18 protein-coding genes are annotated in these 17,366 nt (G+C 70.1%); 14 read left to right on the forward strand and 4 right to left on the reverse strand.

Going from position 1 to position 17,366, the window contains the following annotated elements; all coding sequences use genetic code 11:
* Positions 1-34 precede the first annotated feature (34 nt).
* On the forward strand, positions 35-784 hold the full coding sequence (locus KEG57_RS38800) for a hypothetical protein (protein WP_272427026.1): 750 nt from the start codon (positions 35-37) through the stop codon (positions 782-784).
* 95 nt (positions 785-879) lie between these two features.
* A complete protein-coding gene (locus KEG57_RS38805; RefSeq protein ID WP_272427027.1) occupies positions 880-1,437 on the forward strand; it encodes a hypothetical protein in 558 nt (185 codons plus the stop codon).
* Positions 1,438-1,880: 443 nt separating this feature from the next.
* Here KEG57_RS38805 and KEG57_RS38810 read toward each other — a convergent pair whose 3' ends face one another.
* On the reverse strand, positions 1,881-3,284 hold the full coding sequence (locus tag KEG57_RS38810) for a serine/threonine-protein kinase (RefSeq protein ID WP_272427028.1): 1,404 nt from the start codon (positions 3,282-3,284) through the stop codon (positions 1,881-1,883).
* Between the two features lie 244 nt (positions 3,285-3,528).
* On the opposite strand from KEG57_RS38810, the gene KEG57_RS38815 reads away from it, so the two are divergent.
* From KEG57_RS38815 to KEG57_RS38825, 3 genes are read left to right on the forward strand one after another with little or no spacing between them, the layout of a single operon-like run.
* Positions 3,529-3,735 (forward strand): hypothetical protein, encoded by a 207-nt coding sequence (locus tag KEG57_RS38815; RefSeq protein ID WP_272427029.1) that lies wholly within the window; start codon positions 3,529-3,531, stop codon positions 3,733-3,735.
* 20 nt (positions 3,736-3,755) lie between these two features.
* Complete coding sequence (locus tag KEG57_RS38820) at positions 3,756-4,835, forward strand: hypothetical protein (RefSeq protein ID WP_272427030.1); 1,080 nt, start codon at positions 3,756-3,758, stop codon at positions 4,833-4,835.
* Between the two features lie 5 nt (positions 4,836-4,840).
* Positions 4,841-5,236 (forward strand): hypothetical protein, encoded by a 396-nt coding sequence (locus KEG57_RS38825; protein ID WP_272427031.1) that lies wholly within the window; start codon positions 4,841-4,843, stop codon positions 5,234-5,236.
* Here KEG57_RS38825 and KEG57_RS38830 read toward each other — a convergent pair.
* Positions 5,142-5,924: a prolipoprotein diacylglyceryl transferase family protein gene (locus tag KEG57_RS38830; protein WP_272427033.1), complete on the reverse strand. Its 783-nt coding sequence runs from the start codon at positions 5,922-5,924 to the stop codon at positions 5,142-5,144. The two genes, KEG57_RS38825 and KEG57_RS38830, sit on opposite strands and share 95 nt — an antisense overlap.
* Before the next feature lie 24 nt (positions 5,925-5,948).
* On the opposite strand from KEG57_RS38830, the gene KEG57_RS38835 reads away from it, so the two are divergent.
* The 7 genes from KEG57_RS38835 to KEG57_RS38865 all read left to right on the forward strand — a co-directional run bounded on the left by KEG57_RS38835 (position 5,949) and on the right by KEG57_RS38865 (position 13,289).
* Positions 5,949-6,677 (forward strand): CPBP family intramembrane glutamic endopeptidase, encoded by a 729-nt coding sequence (locus KEG57_RS38835; RefSeq protein WP_272427034.1) that lies wholly within the window; start codon positions 5,949-5,951, stop codon positions 6,675-6,677.
* A gap of 13 nt (positions 6,678-6,690) precedes the next feature.
* Complete coding sequence (locus KEG57_RS38840; protein WP_272427035.1) at positions 6,691-8,100, forward strand: serine/threonine protein kinase; 1,410 nt, start codon at positions 6,691-6,693, stop codon at positions 8,098-8,100.
* Positions 8,101-8,112: 12 nt separating this feature from the next.
* Positions 8,113-9,387 (forward strand): putative metal-binding motif-containing protein, encoded by a 1,275-nt coding sequence (locus KEG57_RS38845; RefSeq protein WP_272427036.1) that lies wholly within the window; start codon positions 8,113-8,115, stop codon positions 9,385-9,387.
* The gene (locus KEG57_RS38850; protein WP_272427037.1) at positions 9,384-9,884 is read left to right on the forward strand and encodes a hypothetical protein; all 501 of its coding nucleotides are present in this window, start codon (positions 9,384-9,386) and stop codon (positions 9,882-9,884) included. Before KEG57_RS38845 ends, KEG57_RS38850 begins: the two co-directional genes overlap by 4 nt.
* A gap of 82 nt (positions 9,885-9,966) precedes the next feature.
* Entirely contained in the window at positions 9,967-10,947 is a 981-nt protein-coding gene (gene pdhA / locus KEG57_RS38855) for a pyruvate dehydrogenase (acetyl-transferring) E1 component subunit alpha (protein WP_272427038.1), read from the forward strand.
* Positions 10,944-11,930: a pyruvate dehydrogenase complex E1 component subunit beta gene (locus KEG57_RS38860; protein WP_272427039.1), complete on the forward strand. Its 987-nt coding sequence runs from the start codon at positions 10,944-10,946 to the stop codon at positions 11,928-11,930. The genes pdhA and KEG57_RS38860 overlap by 4 nt, the downstream gene beginning before the upstream one ends.
* Before the next feature lie 6 nt (positions 11,931-11,936).
* On the forward strand, positions 11,937-13,289 hold the full coding sequence (locus KEG57_RS38865; RefSeq protein ID WP_272427041.1) for a pyruvate dehydrogenase complex dihydrolipoamide acetyltransferase: 1,353 nt from the start codon (positions 11,937-11,939) through the stop codon (positions 13,287-13,289).
* Positions 13,290-13,347: 58 nt separating this feature from the next.
* Here KEG57_RS38865 and KEG57_RS38870 read toward each other — a convergent pair whose 3' ends face one another.
* Both KEG57_RS38870 and KEG57_RS38875 read right to left on the reverse strand, forming a co-directional pair.
* Positions 13,348-15,360 carry a hypothetical protein gene (locus tag KEG57_RS38870; RefSeq protein ID WP_272427042.1) on the reverse strand — a complete coding sequence of 671 codons (2,013 nt, stop codon included), beginning with the start codon at positions 15,358-15,360 and terminating at the stop codon, positions 13,348-13,350.
* A 59-nt stretch (positions 15,361-15,419) separates the two neighbouring features.
* Positions 15,420-16,064 carry a MarC family protein gene (locus KEG57_RS38875; RefSeq protein ID WP_308215661.1) on the reverse strand — a complete coding sequence of 215 codons (645 nt, stop codon included), beginning with the start codon at positions 16,062-16,064 and terminating at the stop codon, positions 15,420-15,422.
* 108 nt (positions 16,065-16,172) lie between these two features.
* On the opposite strand from KEG57_RS38875, the gene KEG57_RS38880 reads away from it, so the two are divergent.
* Together KEG57_RS38880 and KEG57_RS38885 are read left to right on the forward strand one after the other, a co-directional pair.
* Positions 16,173-16,577, forward strand: a complete 405-nt coding sequence (locus KEG57_RS38880; RefSeq protein ID WP_272427044.1) for a 6-pyruvoyl trahydropterin synthase family protein — start codon at positions 16,173-16,175, stop codon at positions 16,575-16,577.
* 9 nt (positions 16,578-16,586) lie between these two features.
* The gene (locus KEG57_RS38885; RefSeq protein WP_272427045.1) at positions 16,587-17,342 is read left to right on the forward strand and encodes an SDR family oxidoreductase; all 756 of its coding nucleotides are present in this window, start codon (positions 16,587-16,589) and stop codon (positions 17,340-17,342) included.
* Positions 17,343-17,366 lie beyond the last annotated feature (24 nt).

Below are 17,366 nucleotides of genomic sequence, written 5' to 3' on the forward strand. Positions count from 1 at the left end.
CATTTCCTTCCGCGTCGTGCTTCCTTCCTCCCCGATGACGCGGATCCCGATGCACTCGCTTTCGTTGCTCTTCGCGCTCGTCGCGCTCGGCTGCCAGAACAAGCAAGAGAGCCCGGAGAAAGCGCCCGCCCAGGAAGCCCCCGAGACGAAGCCGTCGACCACCAAGCCACGGGAGAAGAGGGCCGCGCGCCCCGTGCAGGAGTACCCGGCAGCCGAGTCTTTCGCGCTGAAGCCGCTCGCCGTGGGCCAGTGGATCCGGTTCGCCGTGGAGTCGAAGGGCGTGCCGCCGTCCCAGGTCTTCGTGCGAATCGTGGGCAAAGAAGGCGAGGCGTTCTGGTACGAGATCGAGGCGAACACGCCGACCGGCACGACGATCTCCCAGTTCCTGGTGGAGAACGCAGCAAGCAAAGGCTTCGACAAGAACGCGATCCGCAAGATGCGGACGAAGGCCGATACCGGCCCGGTGCAGGAGCAAACCGAGCCGCGGGACGCGATTCTAAAAGCCGCCGAAAGCGTCGAGGAATTCGCCGCGATCCTGAACCCGCCGCCGGACTTCGCAAAGGTCGAGCGCAAGGAGGCGAAGGTGACGGCCGGTCTGTTCCAAGGCTGCTTCGTGTACGAGGCCGAGCACGAGGAAGGCGGCGTGAAGACGAAGGAGACAGTCTTCCGTCACCCCGCCGTGCCCATCACCGGGTTCGTCCGTTCCGAGGGCACACGAGGCAGCGCCGCCGTGACGAAGGAGCTGCTCGAGCTACACGAGTCCGGCGCACGAAGCGCACTCTGACCTGTAAGGTGCAGAGGGCCCGCGCGTTGTCCGGCCGAGGCCAACCGCACAGGTGAGCCGGATCCAGCGCGCCGAACGTCCACCGTGGAGACCGCATGAATCGCAAGCCCCGCCGCGCCACACGGATTGTCGCTCTCGTTCTGGCCTCGCTCGCCGCGCCCCTCCTCGCCCTCGGCTGCGGCGGCAGCGTGCCCTCCCCAGGCGCAACCGGTGCACCCCCCCAAGACCCAGCAGCCGCACTCGATCAAGCCGAGCGCGAGGTGCACTCCGCACTCGGCCTGTACCCAACCCCCCCCATGCAAGCCATGGCGCAGCAGGCAACAACCGGGACGCAGCCTACCTTCGCCGCACCGCCGCCCGCACCGCCGCCCCTCACGCCGACGCCCGCGCCCACGGCCATCACGCCCGCGCATCCCGATCGGAAGGTCGAGACCGAAGCAAAGCGCGCCGAGGCGCCCAGCGCAGACGAGGCCACGCCCGTGTCAGACGATCCATGCATGACCGCATGCCGCGCCCTGCAGTCGATGGGCCGCGCCGCCACCCACCTCTGCGACCTCGCCGGCGAGGACGACGCACGATGCGCAAGCGCAAAGGATCGCGTGCGCAAAGCCGAGGACCTCGTGCGCCAAAGGTGCCCCGCCTGCGCAGGCTGACGATGGTTTGAGGCGCAACGGTGTCGTGTTGGAGGCGCCGCGCCGGGGCTCTGCCCCGGACCCCGCGGGGGCTGTTCGCCCCTCGACCCGAACCAGGGCAAGCCCTGGACTCGGGGTGGAAGAACTGCGCGATGCGCAGTTCTTCCAACGGGCCCGTTGGAAGACCAGGGACAACGCTCCCGTCGAAAGGTCAGCGCTGCTGTCTTGGCTGGCAGGGTCGTCGTTGGTCTTGACCTGGCCTGCCATGAAACTCGCGCCCGAGCGCCTTCCGCTCATCCGCCCGGCGTGACCGAGTTTCATGCGAGGGGGTGGGCCGGTTGGCCCATGGGGTCTGTTCGATGAACTGCGCGAAGCGCAGTTCATCGATCCCGGGTCCAGCGCTTGCGCTGGTCCGGGTCCAGGGGTGGACAACCCCTGGTGGGGCCTGGGGCAACGCCCCAGCGCTACCGCGCCATCATCACCGCCGCGAACGCCACGAGCGCCACGAGCATGAGCCCAGCGGCGGCATAGATGACGCCTCGACTCTTTGGCGCCGCCTCTGCGAGCGCGGCGTCTTGCGAAGAACCTTCCGCGTCTGCGGCGAGCGGCGCGTCTGGGACCTCCTCGGCCTTCTTGCGGAGGTATTCGTCCCAGAGCACGACGGGCACCGCGCCCGATGGCGATGCGGCCGCCTCCTCGGCTGCCGCGGCGAGCCCGGCCGGGACTGCGTCGGTGTGCGTCAGGTCCGCGCTGTCCGGTGGCGCTGAGTCACGCCCGAGGATGGGCAGCCCGTGCGCGCCGGACGGAGGCATGCTGATCGGCGCTGGGCGCACCGTGTCACGCATGTCGAGCGGCACTGCGTACTGCGACGTATCGTCCATCATCGGCGGCGGCGTGAAGTCGGTCGGCGTCACCTCCTCGGTGCTCATGCCCGGGTCGGTGATGACCGGCAGGGGCGGCGGCGCCGGCGCGATCGACGAGGGCCTGGCGGCCTTGATCGCCGCTGCGGGGGGCAGGCCGGGACGGTCGTCGCCGAGCAGCGGCGTCAGGGCGTCGAGCAGCTCGTCGGCGGAGGCGAACCGCTTGTCGACGTCGCGCTGCAGGCAGCGATCGACCACGGCGGCGATGCGCGGGTCTGCGTCGGGCATCAGGTCCGACAAACCGCGGATCCGACCGGAGAGAACCTCGGCGGCGGCGCCGTAGGGGGTGAGACCCTGGAAGACGCGGCGGCCGCTCAGCATCTCGGCGAGCACGACGCCGACGGACCAGAGGTCGGTGCGGTGATCGACCGTCTTCAGCCCGCGCACTTGCTCGGGGCTCATGTACGCCGGCGAGCCCATCGTCTTGCCGGTGGCCGTGAAGTCTGCGCCTTGCTGCAGCGTCTTGCTCACGCCGAAGTCGAGGATCTTGAGCACGGGGGCCTCGCCGCCGGGCTCCTCGTGGAGGAAGAGGTTCGAAGGCTTCAGGTCGCGGTGCATGACGCGCGCCGCGTGCGCGGCCTTGAGGCCACGCGCGGTCTCGGCGGCGATGCGCAGCGCCACGACGGGGGCGATCTTGCGCTCGCGCTGGAGCTTCTCGCCCACCGTCTCGCCGCTCAGCATCTCCATCACCAGGAACGGATCGCCTGCGTCGGTTTGTCCGACGTCGTAGATCTCGACCACGTTGCGGTGGACGATGCGGCCGCAGGCGCGCGCCTCGCGCAGGAGCCGGAGACGCGCGTCCTCCGAGGCGTCGAGACCGCGGAGGAGCTTCAGCGCGACCTCACGCTCGGTGAGCTCGTTGATTGCAGCCCATACGACGCCCATCCCCCCCTCCCCGAGGGGGCGCACGAGGCGGTATTTTCCACCGATCCTGGTGCCGGCTTTCATGAACGGTCGGGTCTCGCCGGGAAGGTTACGCTCACCGCCCGCGCGAGCCTAGAACAACCCGCCCCACGTGTCGGTTCGTCCTCATCCCCTGCCCCGATCCCTCGCGAAAGAGGGGGGATTTGCGCGGGGTTCTTGCCGCTTCCGCGCGGGACGGGGCTCGGAGGTCAGAAATCGTCTATAAGCAGAGAGGGTGCAGCCTGGGCCGGCGCACCCCGTTCTTGGCTTGGCCCGTCGAGGGGATTTCATGAAGGCTTCTTTCTTGCAGTGGGGGTCGCGCCTCAGCTTTTTCGCGCTCGTGGGTGCGGGGTTCGGCGCTCGTGACATGTGTCTGGGCAACGATGGACCGCCGCCGGATCCGCCGGCGCCCGTGGACGCCGGCGAGGACGCACCCGACGGAGCCATGAGCAAGCGGCCTGCGCTCCCCACTCCGGGCGACGTGCGCCCGATCTGAGGACATGGCGAGGGCGTCGTATGGAAGGGGAAGGGCGATTTCATAAGCTGGTCGGTTCGGTCGCCGCGATCCCGGCGCCACCGCTCGACGCCCCGCTCGCGGGCCTCGATCACCTGCGCCGCCTCGGCCTGCGCCTGCTCGGCCCCTTCCTCTCGCGCTCGCTGCTCACCGATCGCGAGCGCCGTGTCGCCGTCCTCGGCTCGGTGCTCATCGTCGCCGCGTTTTTCCTGGCCTCGTCGTGGCCCGTCGTGATGCTCGTGCTGGGGCCGCTCGTCTGGGGCATCCCGCACGTGCTCGCGGATGTGCGCTACCTCGTGGCGCGGCCGGGCCTGCATCGGCGGCCGCTCGTGCTCGCGGCGATCGGCGCGGGCATCCTCGCCGCGGGCCTCGGCTTCGGGGTGCGCGGGGGCCTCGTCGGCGCGGCGCTCGCGCTCTGTGTGGCGCGGACGTCGTGGTCACGAAGGCTCATCGGACTCTCCGTGGTGGGCGCGTTGTTCCTGCTCGCGCGGCGCGCCGGATGGCTCGCCGACCTTGCGTTCGCGCACCTGCACAACCTCGTCGCGGTCGTGATCTGGTGGGCCTGGCGGCCACGGAAGACGCGCCTGCACCTCGTGCCGATCGCGCTCTTCGCGGCGGGCACGGCGGCGCTTTTGCTCGGCGCGGCAGAGCCCTTGCTCGCGTGGAGCGGGGGCGCGGAGGCGCGCTGGACGGGGCTCGGGATGCGCTACCTCTCGTGGACCCTGAGCCCCATGCCGACGGGACCATTCGCAGCGCGGTTCGTCGTGCTCTACGCGTTCGCGCAGGCGACACACTACATCGTCTGGCTCCGGCTCATGCCGGAGGACGATCGACCGAGCAAGACGCCGCGCTCCTACCGGCAGAGCTTCCGGGCGCTCACGGGGGACATCGGCGGGTGGATCCTCTGGCTCTCGGCGATCGGCGCGGTCGCGCTCATCGTGTGGGCGTTCTTCGGTCCGGGCGCCGCGCGAGACGGTTACCTGCGGCTCGCGTTCTTCCACGGCCATCTCGAGCTCGCCGCGGGCGCTCTCCTCTGGGCCGAAGGCCGCCGCGCCTGGTCGCCGCCCGAGGCCGCCGCCTGACGGGCATGCAGGCCGGGGAGGCGATCGCCCGGTACGGCGTGGCGTTCGTCCTGACGCAGGCGATCGAGGTCCCGATCTACCGGCGCGCTCTCGGCGTGCGGCCGCTCGTCGCGTTCGGCGCGAGCGCGATCACGCACCCGATCGTGTGGTTCGTCATGCCGAGCCTGTGGAGGTCGCTGTACGTGGCGGCGATCAGCGCCGATCGGCGGTTCGTGCTGGGGGAGCTCGGGTACTACCTCGGGTACGGGGTCCTCGCGGAGGGGTTCGCCGTGGCGGTGGAAGCGGCGTACTTCTGGAAGGCGGGGATCACGGCGCGGAGGGCGTTCGGGTGGGCGATCGCGGCGAACGCGGTGAGCTCGCTGCTTGGGCAAGCGCTGCGGGCGGCGACGGGGTGGCCTTGAGCAGGAGCAAGACGATCCCGACCGGGATCATCACGCCGAGGCAAACCCACTGCGCCGCCGTGAGCCCGTGCCACCGCGGATCCGAGAAACGCCCGTCCTCCGCGCGCAAAAAATCCAAGCCCAGACGCAGGGCTCCATAAGCGACCGCGAGCACGCCGGTCACCACGCCCGGGCGCGACGCGCGACGCGACGCGAGCACGACGAGCACGACGAGCAGCGGCGTCGCCATCCACTCGAGCAAGCCGAGGTCGAAGCGCGCGCCGCCCGGGTACTGCACGGCGAGCCAGGACGAGGAGAGCCGGCCCGGATGATCATGCGCGAACGCGCAAGCCGCGCGCGCAAAAATCCATCCGAAGGGAAACGCGTACGTGGCCGCGTCGGCCGCGGCGAGCACGGGCATCCGCAGCGCCCGCGCGAGCCCCACGAGGCCCACGATCGCCCCGAGGCAACCGCCCGCCGACGAGAGCGTCCCGCCTCCGCCCACGAGCTTCCCCACGCCGTACGCGCCGCCGATCGCCGCCGCCACCGTGCCGATCGCGAGCGCCTCGATCGCCCCCTTCGAACCGAGCTCGAGGGCACGCGCGCGCCGCACGAGCACGAGGTGGTTCACGATCACCGAGAGCGTGAGCAAGAGGCCGAACCCGTGGAGGCCGAACGGCAAGGCGGGAAACTTGAACCAGGGGATCACGCGAGACTGCTACGATGCCACGGCATGCGCGAGGAAGGCACGAGCTCGCGATCCCCGGCGCGCGCGGCGCTCGTCTTTGCTGTCGCCTGCGCGCTCCTCGCGCTCCTCCGGTTCGAGGGCATGGCCATCGGCAGCTTGCTCGTGCGGCCGATCGCGACGCTGCTCGACCCGCGCATGCAAAGGCACGCCGGCTGGGTCCTGGCCCACGTGGTGCTGCTGTTCGCCGCGCCGCTCGCCCTCGCCAGGATCGGGGGCCTTCCCAAACCCGCGCACCTCGGGCTCGGGTTCGGCGACGCGCGGCGCTGGGGGACGATCACGATCGGGCTCTTGCCCCTCGTGGTGATCGGCGCCGCGATCCTCGCGCGTGTGCCTGGCGTCGCCGCGCATTACCGAGCCCACACGGCGGGGATCTCCGGGCTCTTCGGGTGGTTCGGGTGGATCGCCATGTGGGGCGCCGCGTTTTTCGCCTGGGAGTTCTTCTTTCGAGGTCTGCTCGTCGTGGGCCTCGCGCGGGATCTCGGCGGACCTGCCGCGATCGTGCTGCACCTTCTGCCGTTCACCCTCGTGCACGTGGGCAAGCCCGCTCTGGAGGTCCTCCTGACCGTTCCGGGAGGCCTTGTCTTCGGCGCCCTCGCCTTCCGGGGTCGCTCGATGCTCGGGCCCTTCCTGCTTCACTGGACGCTCGGCGCGAGCCTCGATCTGTTCGTCGCTCGAAGCGTATCCGCCCTTCCCTCGCTCGCCTCTGGCGGCTAAAACCGTCGAGCGCGTGCCCGAGCCCCAAGCCTCCCAGCCCGATCTCGAGCTGCCCAGCATCATCGGCCGTTACGAGGTCTTACGCCTCGTCGGCGAAGGCGCGATGGGCCGCGTGCTCTGCGCCCACGATCCCGTGCTCGGTCGTGATGTCGCGGTGAAGCTCTTGCGCGGCGATCTCCTGATCCCGCGCGACGTGCGGGAGGGCCTGCTCGCCCGCATGCGCCACGAGGCTCGCGCCGCCGCACGCGTCGCGCATCCGAACCTCGTCACGCTGCACGACATGGGCGAGGACGGGCGCTTCGGGCTCTACCTCGTGTTCGAGTACGTCGAAGGGCCGACGCTCAAGCAACGCCTGAAGGCCGGCGCAATGCCAGCCGGCGAGGCCGCGCGGCTCGCGCGCGAGCTCGGGAGCGCGCTCACGTTCGCGCACGGCGAGGGCATCCTCCACCGCGACATCAAGCCCGAGAACATCATCCTCTCGCGCACCGGCGGCAAGATCGCGGACTTCGGCATCGCCAAGATCCCCGACTCGACGCTCACGCACGCAGGCGGCCTCATGGGCACACCCGCCTACAGCGCGCCCGAGACGTTCGGCGGGAAGAACTTTTCCCCCGCGAGTGATCAGTTTTCTCTCGCTGCATCGCTGTACGAAGCGCTCTTCGGCGAACGCGCGTTCCCCGGCGACGACGCCGTCGAGGTGGCCGCGCGAATCGCGCGGGATCCGCCGAACCGCTTGGCCACGCGCCGCGGCCTGCCCGCCGCCGTGGACGACGTCTTCGCCGTGGCGATGGCCAAGGCGCCGCACGATCGCTACGAGAGCTGCGCGGCGTTCGGCGAAGCCCTCGCCGAGGCGCTCGCGCCCGCCGTGGAGACGCCCGCGCCCCGCGCCACCGCGCCGAGCGCGCCCGGCCGCGTGACGGCCGCGTCCATCCACCACGAGGCGATGCCGCACGCCGCAGGAGAGCTGCCGTCCGAGCGCAAGCGCGGGCAAGTGCTGATCGGCATGGTCGTCGTCGCGGTCACGGCCACGCTGCTCGTGCGGCTCGCGCTCCACGACGACAGCGAAGCCCAGAACCGGCGCGCGCTTCCCTCGGCGAGCGCCTCCACCGACGTCCCCCCGCCCGCCTCGGCCGACAAACCTCGCCCGACCGTGTCCACGCCGCAGCCGCGCACCTCGCGCCCGCGCGTCGAGCCCTCGAGCGCGGCGAGCGAGGATCCCCCGGAGGCCGAGGCCGACGCGGGGCCCGAGCTCGCGACGGACGCGGGCCTCGACGCGAGCGCGCCTGCGCCTTCGGGATCGGCCGCGCCCTCTGCGTCGCCCACGAGCGCCCCGTCGGCGAGCCCCACGAGCGCGCCCTCCGCCCTTCCCGCTTCCCCGGCGCCGGCCGCTTCGCAGGCCGCACCCGCGCCGGCCAAACCGTAGAGGCCTTTCGCCATGATCATGCGTTCTTTTGCTTTTCCGATCAGAGCCGCCTTACCCGCGGCGCTGCTGCTCAGCATCCCGAGCGCGGCCTTCGCCGCGCCGTCGCTCACCGTGGAGAACACGGGTCAACCGGCGACGCTCCCGGGCAACATCACGAACGACTTCAACATCCTGACCATCAAGAGCGGCGCCGTGCTCCGCGTGCTCGCCAAGGGCACGGGGCCCTCGACGGGACGCCTGCACATCCGCGCCAACCGCATCATCATCGAGTCCGACGGCTTGATCGACGCCACGGGCTCGGGTCATCCCGGCAAGGCGGGCCTGCCCGGCGAGGGCATGGGCGGCGGTCAGGTGAACGGGAACAGCGCGGGCGGCGGCGGCGCGTACTTCGGCGGCGGCGGCGACGGGACGACCCAGGCGCCCCTGTGCGGCGGTCCCTTCGGCCTCGGCGGCTCGTCCTACGGCACCCCCTCGATGCTCGACCTCGGCAGCGCGGGCGGCTCGGGCAGCTCGACGCCCGGCATGGGCGCGAGCGGCGGCAACGGCGGCGGCGGGGTCTGGCTGCAAGCCACGCGCATCGAGATCAACGGGACGATCGCGGCGAACGGCGCGAACGGCAACGTGCTCTCCAACATCGGCGCGGGCGGCGGCGCGGGCGGCCACGTGATCCTCGACGCCTACGTCATCGACTGGCAGACGAAGGCGAAGATCACGGCGAAGGGCGGCGCCGGCGGGATCGGCACGGTCGGCGTCGGCGGCTCAGGCGGCGGCGGCATCGTGCGCATCCACGCGAGCAGCGTGTCGTCGCCGCCGGTGGGCGTCATCGACGTGAACGGCGGGCCGGCGTCCGAGGGTTGTTCCACGGGCATCGGAGATCAGGGCACGAACGAGTTCGACGATCAGAACGTCGAGTGCACCGACTTCGACGCCGACGGGGCGCGCTCGATCCTGTGCGGCGAGACCGACTGCGACGACACGAACGACAAGATCGCGCCGGGCCTGCCCGAGACCTGCAACGGCATCGACGACAACTGCAATAACGAGATCGACGAGGACGCGACGTGCCCGGGGGGCCTCATTTGCCAGGCCGGCAAGTGCGACTCGGAGGTCTCGCCCGACGCGGGCCCGACGACCGACGGCGGCGCGCCCGCCGCGCCCGAGACGGTCGAGTACCGCGGCGGCTGCTCGCTCGCGCCCGCGGCCCAGGGCGGGTTCGCGCTCGCGGGCCTCGGGCTCGTGGCGGCGCTCGCGGCGCGGCTCGCGCGAAGGGCGAGGAAGGCACGATGAAAACCGGAACGAGGCACATGATGCGCAAGACGACTTGGCTCTTCTTCGCGACGGCCCTCGTGGTCGCCCTGCCCTACGGCTGCGGCTCCGAGGAAGAGGGCCCGTTGTTCCCCGGCGCGGGCGGCGATGGCGGTGAGGGCGGCGCGGGCGGCGATGGCGGCGCAGGCGGCCAGGGCGGCGCGGGCGGTGAAGGCGGCGCAGGCGGCCAGGGCGGCGCGGGCGGGGGTTCGTCGTGTGATCCGACCACGGGCATGACCGCGTGCGACGCCTGCGTCTACGGCCAGTGTTGCGCGGCGGCGCTCGCATGCGATGAAGGGACGCCGTGCGACGCGCTCTGGAACTGCGCGCGCACGGCGGGTTGTCTCTCCCCTTCCGAGTCGGACTTCGACGGCTGCGCCGTCAAAGCCTGCCCGATGGAGGCGACGACCGAAGCTGTCTCCGCGCTCGAATCCTTGGCAGGTTGTATCCGGACGAGCTGCGGGAAAACGTGCGGATGACGCAGCACAGCGAAAACCCGGGACTTGACAGAAGCACGCCCGCGGAGGACACGCTCGCGGGGCGGGAGGCCGCGATCACCTCATGACCACGACGCGCCAACATTCCGACGAGCTCCACCTCGCCCTGTATCGAAAAATGTTTCAGATCCGCCGCTTCGAGGAAGAAGCGGCGCGCGCTTACGCGCAGGGCAAGATCGGTGGCTTTCTCCACCTGTACATCGGCCAGGAGGCGGTGGCCGTCGGCGCCGTCGCATCGCTCGAGCCGACAGACTACGCGATCACCACGTACCGGGACCACGGCCTCGCCCTCGCACGCGGGATGACTTCACGCGCGGCGATGGCGGAGCTCTTCGGCAAGGTCACGGGTTGCTCGAAGGGCCTCGGCGGCTCGATGCACTTCTTCGACGCCGAGCACAACATGCTCGGCGGCTACGGCATCGTGGGCGGCCACGTCCCGCTCGCCGTCGGCACCGCGTTCGCCTCGAAGTACCGTGAGGATGGTCGCGTCGCGATCGTCTTCCTCGGCGAGGGCGCGGTGAGCATCGGCGACTTCCACGAGGGCATGTCGCTCGCGGCGCTCTGGAAGCTGCCGATCGTGATCGTCGTCGAGAACAACGAGTACGCGATGGGCACGTCGCTCTCGCGCACGCTCTCGGTCGAAGACGTCTCGCTCAAGGCCGTGGGCTACGGCATGGCGCGTGATCGGTTCTTCGCGCACCACGTGCTCGAGGTCCACGACCGCATCGGCGAGGCGATCGACCGCGCGCGCACGACGAGCGAGCCCACGCTCGTCGAGGTGCGCACGTATCGCTTCCGCGGCCACTCGATGAGCGATCCGGGCAAGTACCGCACGCCGGACGAGCTCGAAGAGCGCAAGCGCAAGGACCCGCTCATGGTCTCGCGCGCGGAGCTCGAAGGAAAAGGCCATCAAGAGGCGCTGCAGAAGATCGAGGCCGAGATCGAGGCCGAGATCGAGGACGCCATTCGTTTCGCCGAAGAGAGCCCCGAGCCGGGGCCCGAGCTGCTCGAGGCGACCACCTACAAGGGAGCATTCGCGCGATGACCGTCTTGCGCTACAGGGAGGCGGTTCGCGCCGCCATGATCGAGGAAATGGAGCGCGACGAGCGCGTCTACCTCATCGGCGAGGAGGTCGGCGCGTACCAGGGCGCGTACAAGGTGAGCGAGGGCATGCTCGAGCGCTTCGGCCCGAAGCGCGTGATCGACGCCCCGATCACGGAGAGCGGCTTCACGGGCATCTCGATCGGCGCGGCGATGGTCGGACTCCGGCCGATCGTCGAGTACATGACGTGGAACTTCTCCGCCGTCGCGTTTGATCAGATCCTGAACAACGCGGCGAAGATCCGACAGATGTCGGGCGGCCAGCTCCACGTGCCCATCGTGCTGCGCGCGCCGAACGGATCGGCGCGGCAAGTGGGCTCGCAGCACTCGCACGCGATGGAGCACTTTTACGCGCACGTTCCCGGCTTGAAGGTTTTGGCTCCCGCGACGCCCGCCGACGCGAAGGGCCTGCTCAAGACGGCGATCCGCGACGAAGATCCGGTGCTCTTCATGGAGAGCGAGACGCTCTACAACGTGAAGGGCGAAGTGCCGGACGATCCGGATGTCCTCGTCCCGATGGGCCAGGCTCGCATCGCGCGCGAGGGCAAGGACGTGTCGATCATCGCGTACGGTCGCCCGGTGCACGTGGCGCTCGAGGCCGCGGCGCAGCTCGAAAAGGAGGGCATCGACGCGGAGGTCGTGGATCTCCGATCGCTGCGTCCGCTCGACGAGCAAGCGCTCGTGCGGACGGTGCAGAAGACGCACCGCGCGGTGCTCACCTACGAGGGCTGGCCGTATGGCGGCGTGGGCGGCGAGATCGTCGACCGCATCCAGCGGCTCGCCTTCGACGAGCTCGACGCGCCGATCCTGCGCGTCACGTTCCGCGACGTACCCATGCCGTACAACGCGAAGCTCGAGCAGTACGTCCTGCCGCAACCCGATCGGATCGCCGACGCGGTCCGCCAGGTGCTGTACCGAAAGGGCTGATCGGTCATGGCCAAGATTCTCGAAATGCCGAAGCTGTCCCCCACGATGGAGGAGGGACAGATCAGCGTCTGGCACAAGAAGGAAGGGGACACGATCGGCGTCGACGATCTGCTCGCCGAGGTCGAAACCGACAAGGCGACGATGGAGTATCGGTCCTTCGACAAGGGCACGATCCTCAAGATCCTGACGCCCGCAGGCAGCGTCGTGCGCCTCGGACAACCCGTGGCGATCATCGGCGCGGCGGGTGAGGACATCGCCGCGCTCGTCGCGAAGGCGGGCGGCGGCGGCGCACCGGCCCCGGCCCCGGCTCCGAAGGCCGAGGCGGCTCCCGCGCCTGCGCCTGCGCCCGCTCCCGCACCTGCGGCCGCGCCCGCACCCGCTGCCGCTCCGGCGCCCGCCCCCGCTCCCGCTCCCGCGCCTGCGGCCGCTCCCGCGCCTGCGGGCGAGCCTGGGCGCGTAAAAGCCTCTCCGTACGTCCGCAAGCTCGCTCGGGAGCGAGACCTGAGCCTCGCCGGCGTGACGGGCTCGGGTCCGGGCGGCCGCATCGTCGCCCGCGACCTCGACGCGCTCCCGAAGGCCGCGCCTGCCCCGGCCCCCGCGCCTGCAGCCGCCGCTCCGGCGCCCGTCGCCGCCGCGCCGGGCGAGCTCCTCGCGCCCGAGGTGCGTCCGCTCAGCATGATGCGCAAGGCCATCGCGCGGCGGCTCGTCGAGTCGAAGCAGACGGTCCCGCATTTTTATCTGACGATCGACGTCGACGCGGATCCGCTGAATGCCCTGCGCGAGCAGATCAACGCCGAGCTCGCCGCGGCCGCGGAGCCCGGCAAGGATGCGGCGAAGATCTCGCTGAACGATCTGCTCGTCAAGGCCTGCGCCATTGCATTGCACCGCGTCCCCGAGTGCAACGCGCAATATACGCCCGACGCCATTCTCGTGCATCGCCGCGTCGACATCTCGGTCGCCGTCGCCGTGTCCGAGGGCCTCGTCACGCCCGTCGTGCGTGATGCCGACAAGAAGAGCATCACCACCATCGCCGCGGAGATCCGCGACCTCGCCTCGCGCGCCAAAGCGAAAAAACTCAAGCCCGAGGAGATGGCGAACGGCACGTTCTCCATCTCGAACCTCGGCATGTACGGGATCGACGAGTTCTCCGCGGTCATCAACCCGCCCGAGGGCGCGATCCTCGCCGTCGGTCAGGTGCGGCGCGAGCCCGTCGTGAAGGGTGATGCCGTGGTCCCCGGTCGCCGCCTCGCGATGACGCTCTCCTGCGATCACCGCGTCATCGACGGCGCCGTGGGCGCGACGTTCCTGAAGGCGCTGCGGGCGCTCATCGAGCGCCCGATGCAGATCCTCGTCTCCTGACGAGGCGAGCGAGGGTGCGCCCCCGACGCGGGGCGCACCCTCTTTGCCATCTATCGAATCACGGCTGGTTCTGGCAGTTGCGGCGCGTGAGCCAATCGACCACGGACCGCACGATCGGCCGATAGCCGAACGCCGGCGACGCGAGGTCGTCGAGGTTCGCCGGACAAACCGAGCCGACCACCGCCTGATCCCCGAGCGCCCGGAACAGCGAGAGCGGCCGGAGGCCCGGATAGGCCTTGGCGCGGACCTGGAGCGTGCGCCCGCCGGTCGCGGGGTCGACCTCGCAGAGCGGGTTGTCGTTGTTCGGCTCGAAGCAATCGCACGCCGTCACGCTCGGGTTCGAGCAGTCGCGCTGCTCGCCGGGCAGGAGCGGCAGGATGCACGCGTATTGCAGATCGTTGTTGTCGATCGTCCACTCGTTGCCGTTGATCGGGTTCCCGCCCGGGTTCGACCCGTTCACGAGCACGTCACCGGTGATCGGGTTCGTCCCGACGCGCGGCAGGCTCGACTCGACCATGTGCGGATCGAGCGGCTTCACATGGTCTGCGGGCTCGCCGAGGATCACGTCCCAGGTCGTCATGCCGCTCGCGTCGAGCGGCGCGGCGAGCTCGGCCGCGGTCTTGAAGCCCTTCGAGATGTCGCTCAGGTCGCGCGCCACGTCTTGCCAGGGCACGCCCACGAGCCCGCTGATGAGCACCTTCTCGGGCCCGCGAATCGCCGTGATGTTGTCGTTCGGGTCGAGGTCCGAGAAGAGCGGGTTCGGCACGAGCTCGCCGGCCCGGTTCGTGATCGTGGCCTGACTGAACGCCTGCGCGTACCGGTCGATCGGATACATGAAATCGATGCCGAAGCGGCGCTTCTGGTCCCAGCAGCGCAGGTTGATGTCGTCCTCTTGGGTCGTGTAGAGCGCGACGCCGCCGTTCGGGTCCTGGCACGACGGATCGGCCGGGCACTGCCCCGGGTCCTGGCCGCACGATTTGCAGCACGGATCGTTCGGATTGACCGCGCATTCCTGCCGCGCGCGTGGCATCCGCACGTTCGTCGCGCCGACGCGGAGCTGGTTGACGTAATAGAACTGCCCGTATTCCTTCGTCGAGCAATCGTTCTCGTCGGTCAGCATGAGCACGGTGAGCAGCGAATCCGGCCGCAGGAACTCCGCGCGTTGCTGCAGGAGCACGGTGTCGATGCCGTCGGGCACCGCCCTGTTGTTCACGACCGAGATGCTCTCGTAGGGCTCGGGATCCACGAGGAAGCGGTAGATGCTCTCGAGCTGCGACTCGTAGCCGCAGCCGATCTGCCCGACGCCGATGACCATGTCGCGCAGCGCCGGCACGAGGCCGCCGCCCATGCCGTCGTCGACCTGGCCCTCACCCGGCGGGTTGAGCTGCTGGTTGGGATCCCAGGCGAGGAAGCCCTTGTTCGCGTACGTCGGCACATCCGCGCCGCCGCATTGATCCAGGCGCGAGAGCAGGTGCCCCTTGTCGTTGTTCGTCGTGTTCGGGTTCGGCGAACACTCGAAGCTGTTCGCATCCACGTTCGGGCACGAATCCGCGCCGTGGCCGCCGATGCTGGAGCTGATGACGCCGATGTGAATGTCGGAGATCGGCTCGAAGGCGCGGAACGTACCAGGCGGACAGGAGTCCGTGGGCACGCTCGGCTGCTGCCCCGCGGGCACGGGCACGCCCGACGCGTCGATGCAAGGCGGGTTGATGACGCCCTGCACGATGTCCGGGATCGCGCGGGCCAGGATGTTCTGCTTGTCGGCCATGCTGCGCGAATTGTCGATCGCGAAGAGCAGGTCGAGCTTCTCGGCCGCGACGCACGCCGCGGGGCCGCCGCCGCCGCTGCCGCCGTTTCCGCTACCGCCCGTGCCACCGCCCTCGCCGCCGGTGCCGCCCGTCCCGATGCCACCGGTGCCGCCCGTCCCGATGCCGCCCGTGCCGCCGTTTCCGCTGCCGCCCGTGCCGCCGGTCCCGCCGGTGCCACCGCCCGTCACCTCGTCCTTGCACCCCGCAAGCGCAAGCAACGCTACGAAGCCCACCCCGAAGATAGTCCCACGTCGACCGCTCATGTCATGCCTCCCTGTAAGGATAAGGGCGTAGGGGAGAAAACATGGCTTAACGGTGATCGTCAAGGGGTGCGCAGCAAATCGCGCGCGCCGTCGGCCACGAATTGCACGGCGATGGCCGCGAGGATGAGGCCCATCACGCGCTCCAGGATCGCCACGCCGCTCTGCCCGAGGACACGTTGCACGAGCGAGGCCGCGCGCAGGATGAAATAGGCCGCGACAAACGTGATCGTGACGGCAAGAAGGACGGGCACGGCGTAGAGGAGGCTCCGCGTGTTGCCCTGGGACATGAGCACCATCACGCTGGCGATGGAGCCCGGGCCGGCGAGCAGGGGCATGGCGAGGGGCACGAGCGCCACGTCCTCCTTGCGTGCGCTCTCCTCGGTCTCTTCGGGCGAGGTGCGGGTCCCCGGGCGCTTGGCGCGCAGCATGTCGAGCGCGGTGAGCATGAGCAGGAGCCCGCCCGCCACGCGGAAGGCGCCGAGGCTGATGCCGAAGATCTTGAAAATGACGCCGCCGAAGATCGCGAACGTCATGAGGAGGAAGTAGCCCGTGAAGCAGGCGCGGCGCGCCATCTGCCGGATCTTTTCGGGCGGATCGTTCGACGTGATGGCGAGGAAAATCGGCACGACGCCGATCGGGTCGACCACGAAGAACACCGCCGAAAGGGCGACGAAGAAAAACGTCACGAGATCGGTCAAGGGCACATCCTACGGATGCGCTCGCTATAGACCCGCAACTGGCGAGGCGCCAGCCTCATCGGGCCCCCGGCGCGGGTTGACGTGGGGCGGACACCGCGGTATCTCGCCCTTCCCATGTTCCGCGTGACCGAAGAAGTGCGGTTTTGTTATGGCCACCGCCTGCTCGACTACGAGGGCCCTTGCGCCCGCATCCACGGCCACAACGCCCGCGTCGCGATCGAGCTCTCGGCGCCCACGCTCGACCGCAAAGGGTTCGTCGCGGACTTTTTCGACATCGAGAAGGCCGGCAAGGATTGGATCCTCGCGCAGTTCGACCACCGCCTCATCCTGCGGGAGGACGACCCCGTCATTCCCTTCCTGAAGCAGGCGGGCGAGGCTTTCGTCACGCTCCCGGTGAATCCGAGCGCCGAGAATTTCGCCAAGCTCATTTTTGATCACCTCCGCGCGCACGGCGCGCCCGTCACGGCCGTGTCTTTCTACGAGACGGACACGGCCGTCGCGACGTACGAAGAGCGCTAGGGTTTTCCCATGAGCAAGGCAGCCCTCGTCACCGGCGCAGGCAAGCGGATCGGTCGCGCGATTGCGATGATGCTCGCGCGCGACGGTTTTTCCGTGGCGGTCCATTACCATCGATCCCGCGAGGACGCGGAGAGCCTCGTCGCCGCCATCGAATCGGCCGGCGGGCGCGCAGCGGCGGTCCCGGCGAACCTCGCGGACGAGGCGGAGACGGGCTCGCTCGTGGATCGTGCGGCTCTGCTCGTGGGGCCGCTCGTGGCCCTCGTGAACAATGCCTCGACGTTCGAGTACGACACGCCGGAGACGGCCACGCGCGAGACGTGGGACCTGCACATGGAGGCGAACCTGCGGGCGCCCTTCGTGCTCACGCAGCAATTCGCGCGGGGCTTGCCCGAGGGCGTGGAGGGCGCGGTGGTGAACGTGCTCGATCAGCGTGTCTGGAACCTGAGCCCGCATTACACGACGTATACCGTGAGCAAGGCCGGGCTCTGGGCGCTCACGCAATCGCTCGCGCTCGCGCTCGCGCCGCGCATCCGGGTGAACGCGGTGGGCCCCGGGCCGACGCTCCCGAGCACGCGACAGACCCCCGAGCAGTTCGCCGCGCAATGCGAGAGCATGCCGCTCCGCCGCGGGGCCACGCCCGAGGACGTCTGCGACGCGGTCCGTTACCTGCTTTCGGCGCGCGCGGTGACGGGGCAGATGATCGCGGTCGATGGGGGCCAGCACCTCGGCTGGGCCACGCCGACGTCGGATTCGTCGCCGGATTGATCGGCGTAGGCCCACGCGGCGGGC

It is taken from the genome of Polyangium jinanense (assembly GCF_028435365.1).

Coding starts and splice junctions, on each gene's coding strand:
- KEG57_RS38800 (WP_272427026.1), top strand. CDS start 35: ATGACGCGGATCCCGATGCACTCGCTTTCGTTGCTCTTCGCGCTCGTC.
- KEG57_RS38805 (WP_272427027.1), top strand. CDS start 880: ATGAATCGCAAGCCCCGCCGCGCCACACGGATTGTCGCTCTCGTTCTG.
- KEG57_RS38810 (WP_272427028.1), bottom strand. CDS start 3,284: ATGAAAGCCGGCACCAGGATCGGTGGAAAATACCGCCTCGTGCGCCCC.
- KEG57_RS38815 (WP_272427029.1), top strand. CDS start 3,529: ATGAAGGCTTCTTTCTTGCAGTGGGGGTCGCGCCTCAGCTTTTTCGCG.
- KEG57_RS38820 (WP_272427030.1), top strand. CDS start 3,756: ATGGAAGGGGAAGGGCGATTTCATAAGCTGGTCGGTTCGGTCGCCGCG.
- KEG57_RS38825 (WP_272427031.1), top strand. CDS start 4,841: ATGCAGGCCGGGGAGGCGATCGCCCGGTACGGCGTGGCGTTCGTCCTG.
- KEG57_RS38835 (WP_272427034.1), top strand. CDS start 5,949: ATGCGCGAGGAAGGCACGAGCTCGCGATCCCCGGCGCGCGCGGCGCTC.
- KEG57_RS38845 (WP_272427036.1), top strand. CDS start 8,113: ATGATCATGCGTTCTTTTGCTTTTCCGATCAGAGCCGCCTTACCCGCG.
- KEG57_RS38850 (WP_272427037.1), top strand. CDS start 9,384: ATGAAAACCGGAACGAGGCACATGATGCGCAAGACGACTTGGCTCTTC.
- pdhA (WP_272427038.1), top strand. CDS start 9,967: ATGACCACGACGCGCCAACATTCCGACGAGCTCCACCTCGCCCTGTAT.
- KEG57_RS38860 (WP_272427039.1), top strand. CDS start 10,944: ATGACCGTCTTGCGCTACAGGGAGGCGGTTCGCGCCGCCATGATCGAG.
- KEG57_RS38865 (WP_272427041.1), top strand. CDS start 11,937: ATGGCCAAGATTCTCGAAATGCCGAAGCTGTCCCCCACGATGGAGGAG.
- KEG57_RS38870 (WP_272427042.1), bottom strand. CDS start 15,360: ATGAGCGGTCGACGTGGGACTATCTTCGGGGTGGGCTTCGTAGCGTTG.
- KEG57_RS38880 (WP_272427044.1), top strand. CDS start 16,173: ATGTTCCGCGTGACCGAAGAAGTGCGGTTTTGTTATGGCCACCGCCTG.
- KEG57_RS38885 (WP_272427045.1), top strand. CDS start 16,587: ATGAGCAAGGCAGCCCTCGTCACCGGCGCAGGCAAGCGGATCGGTCGC.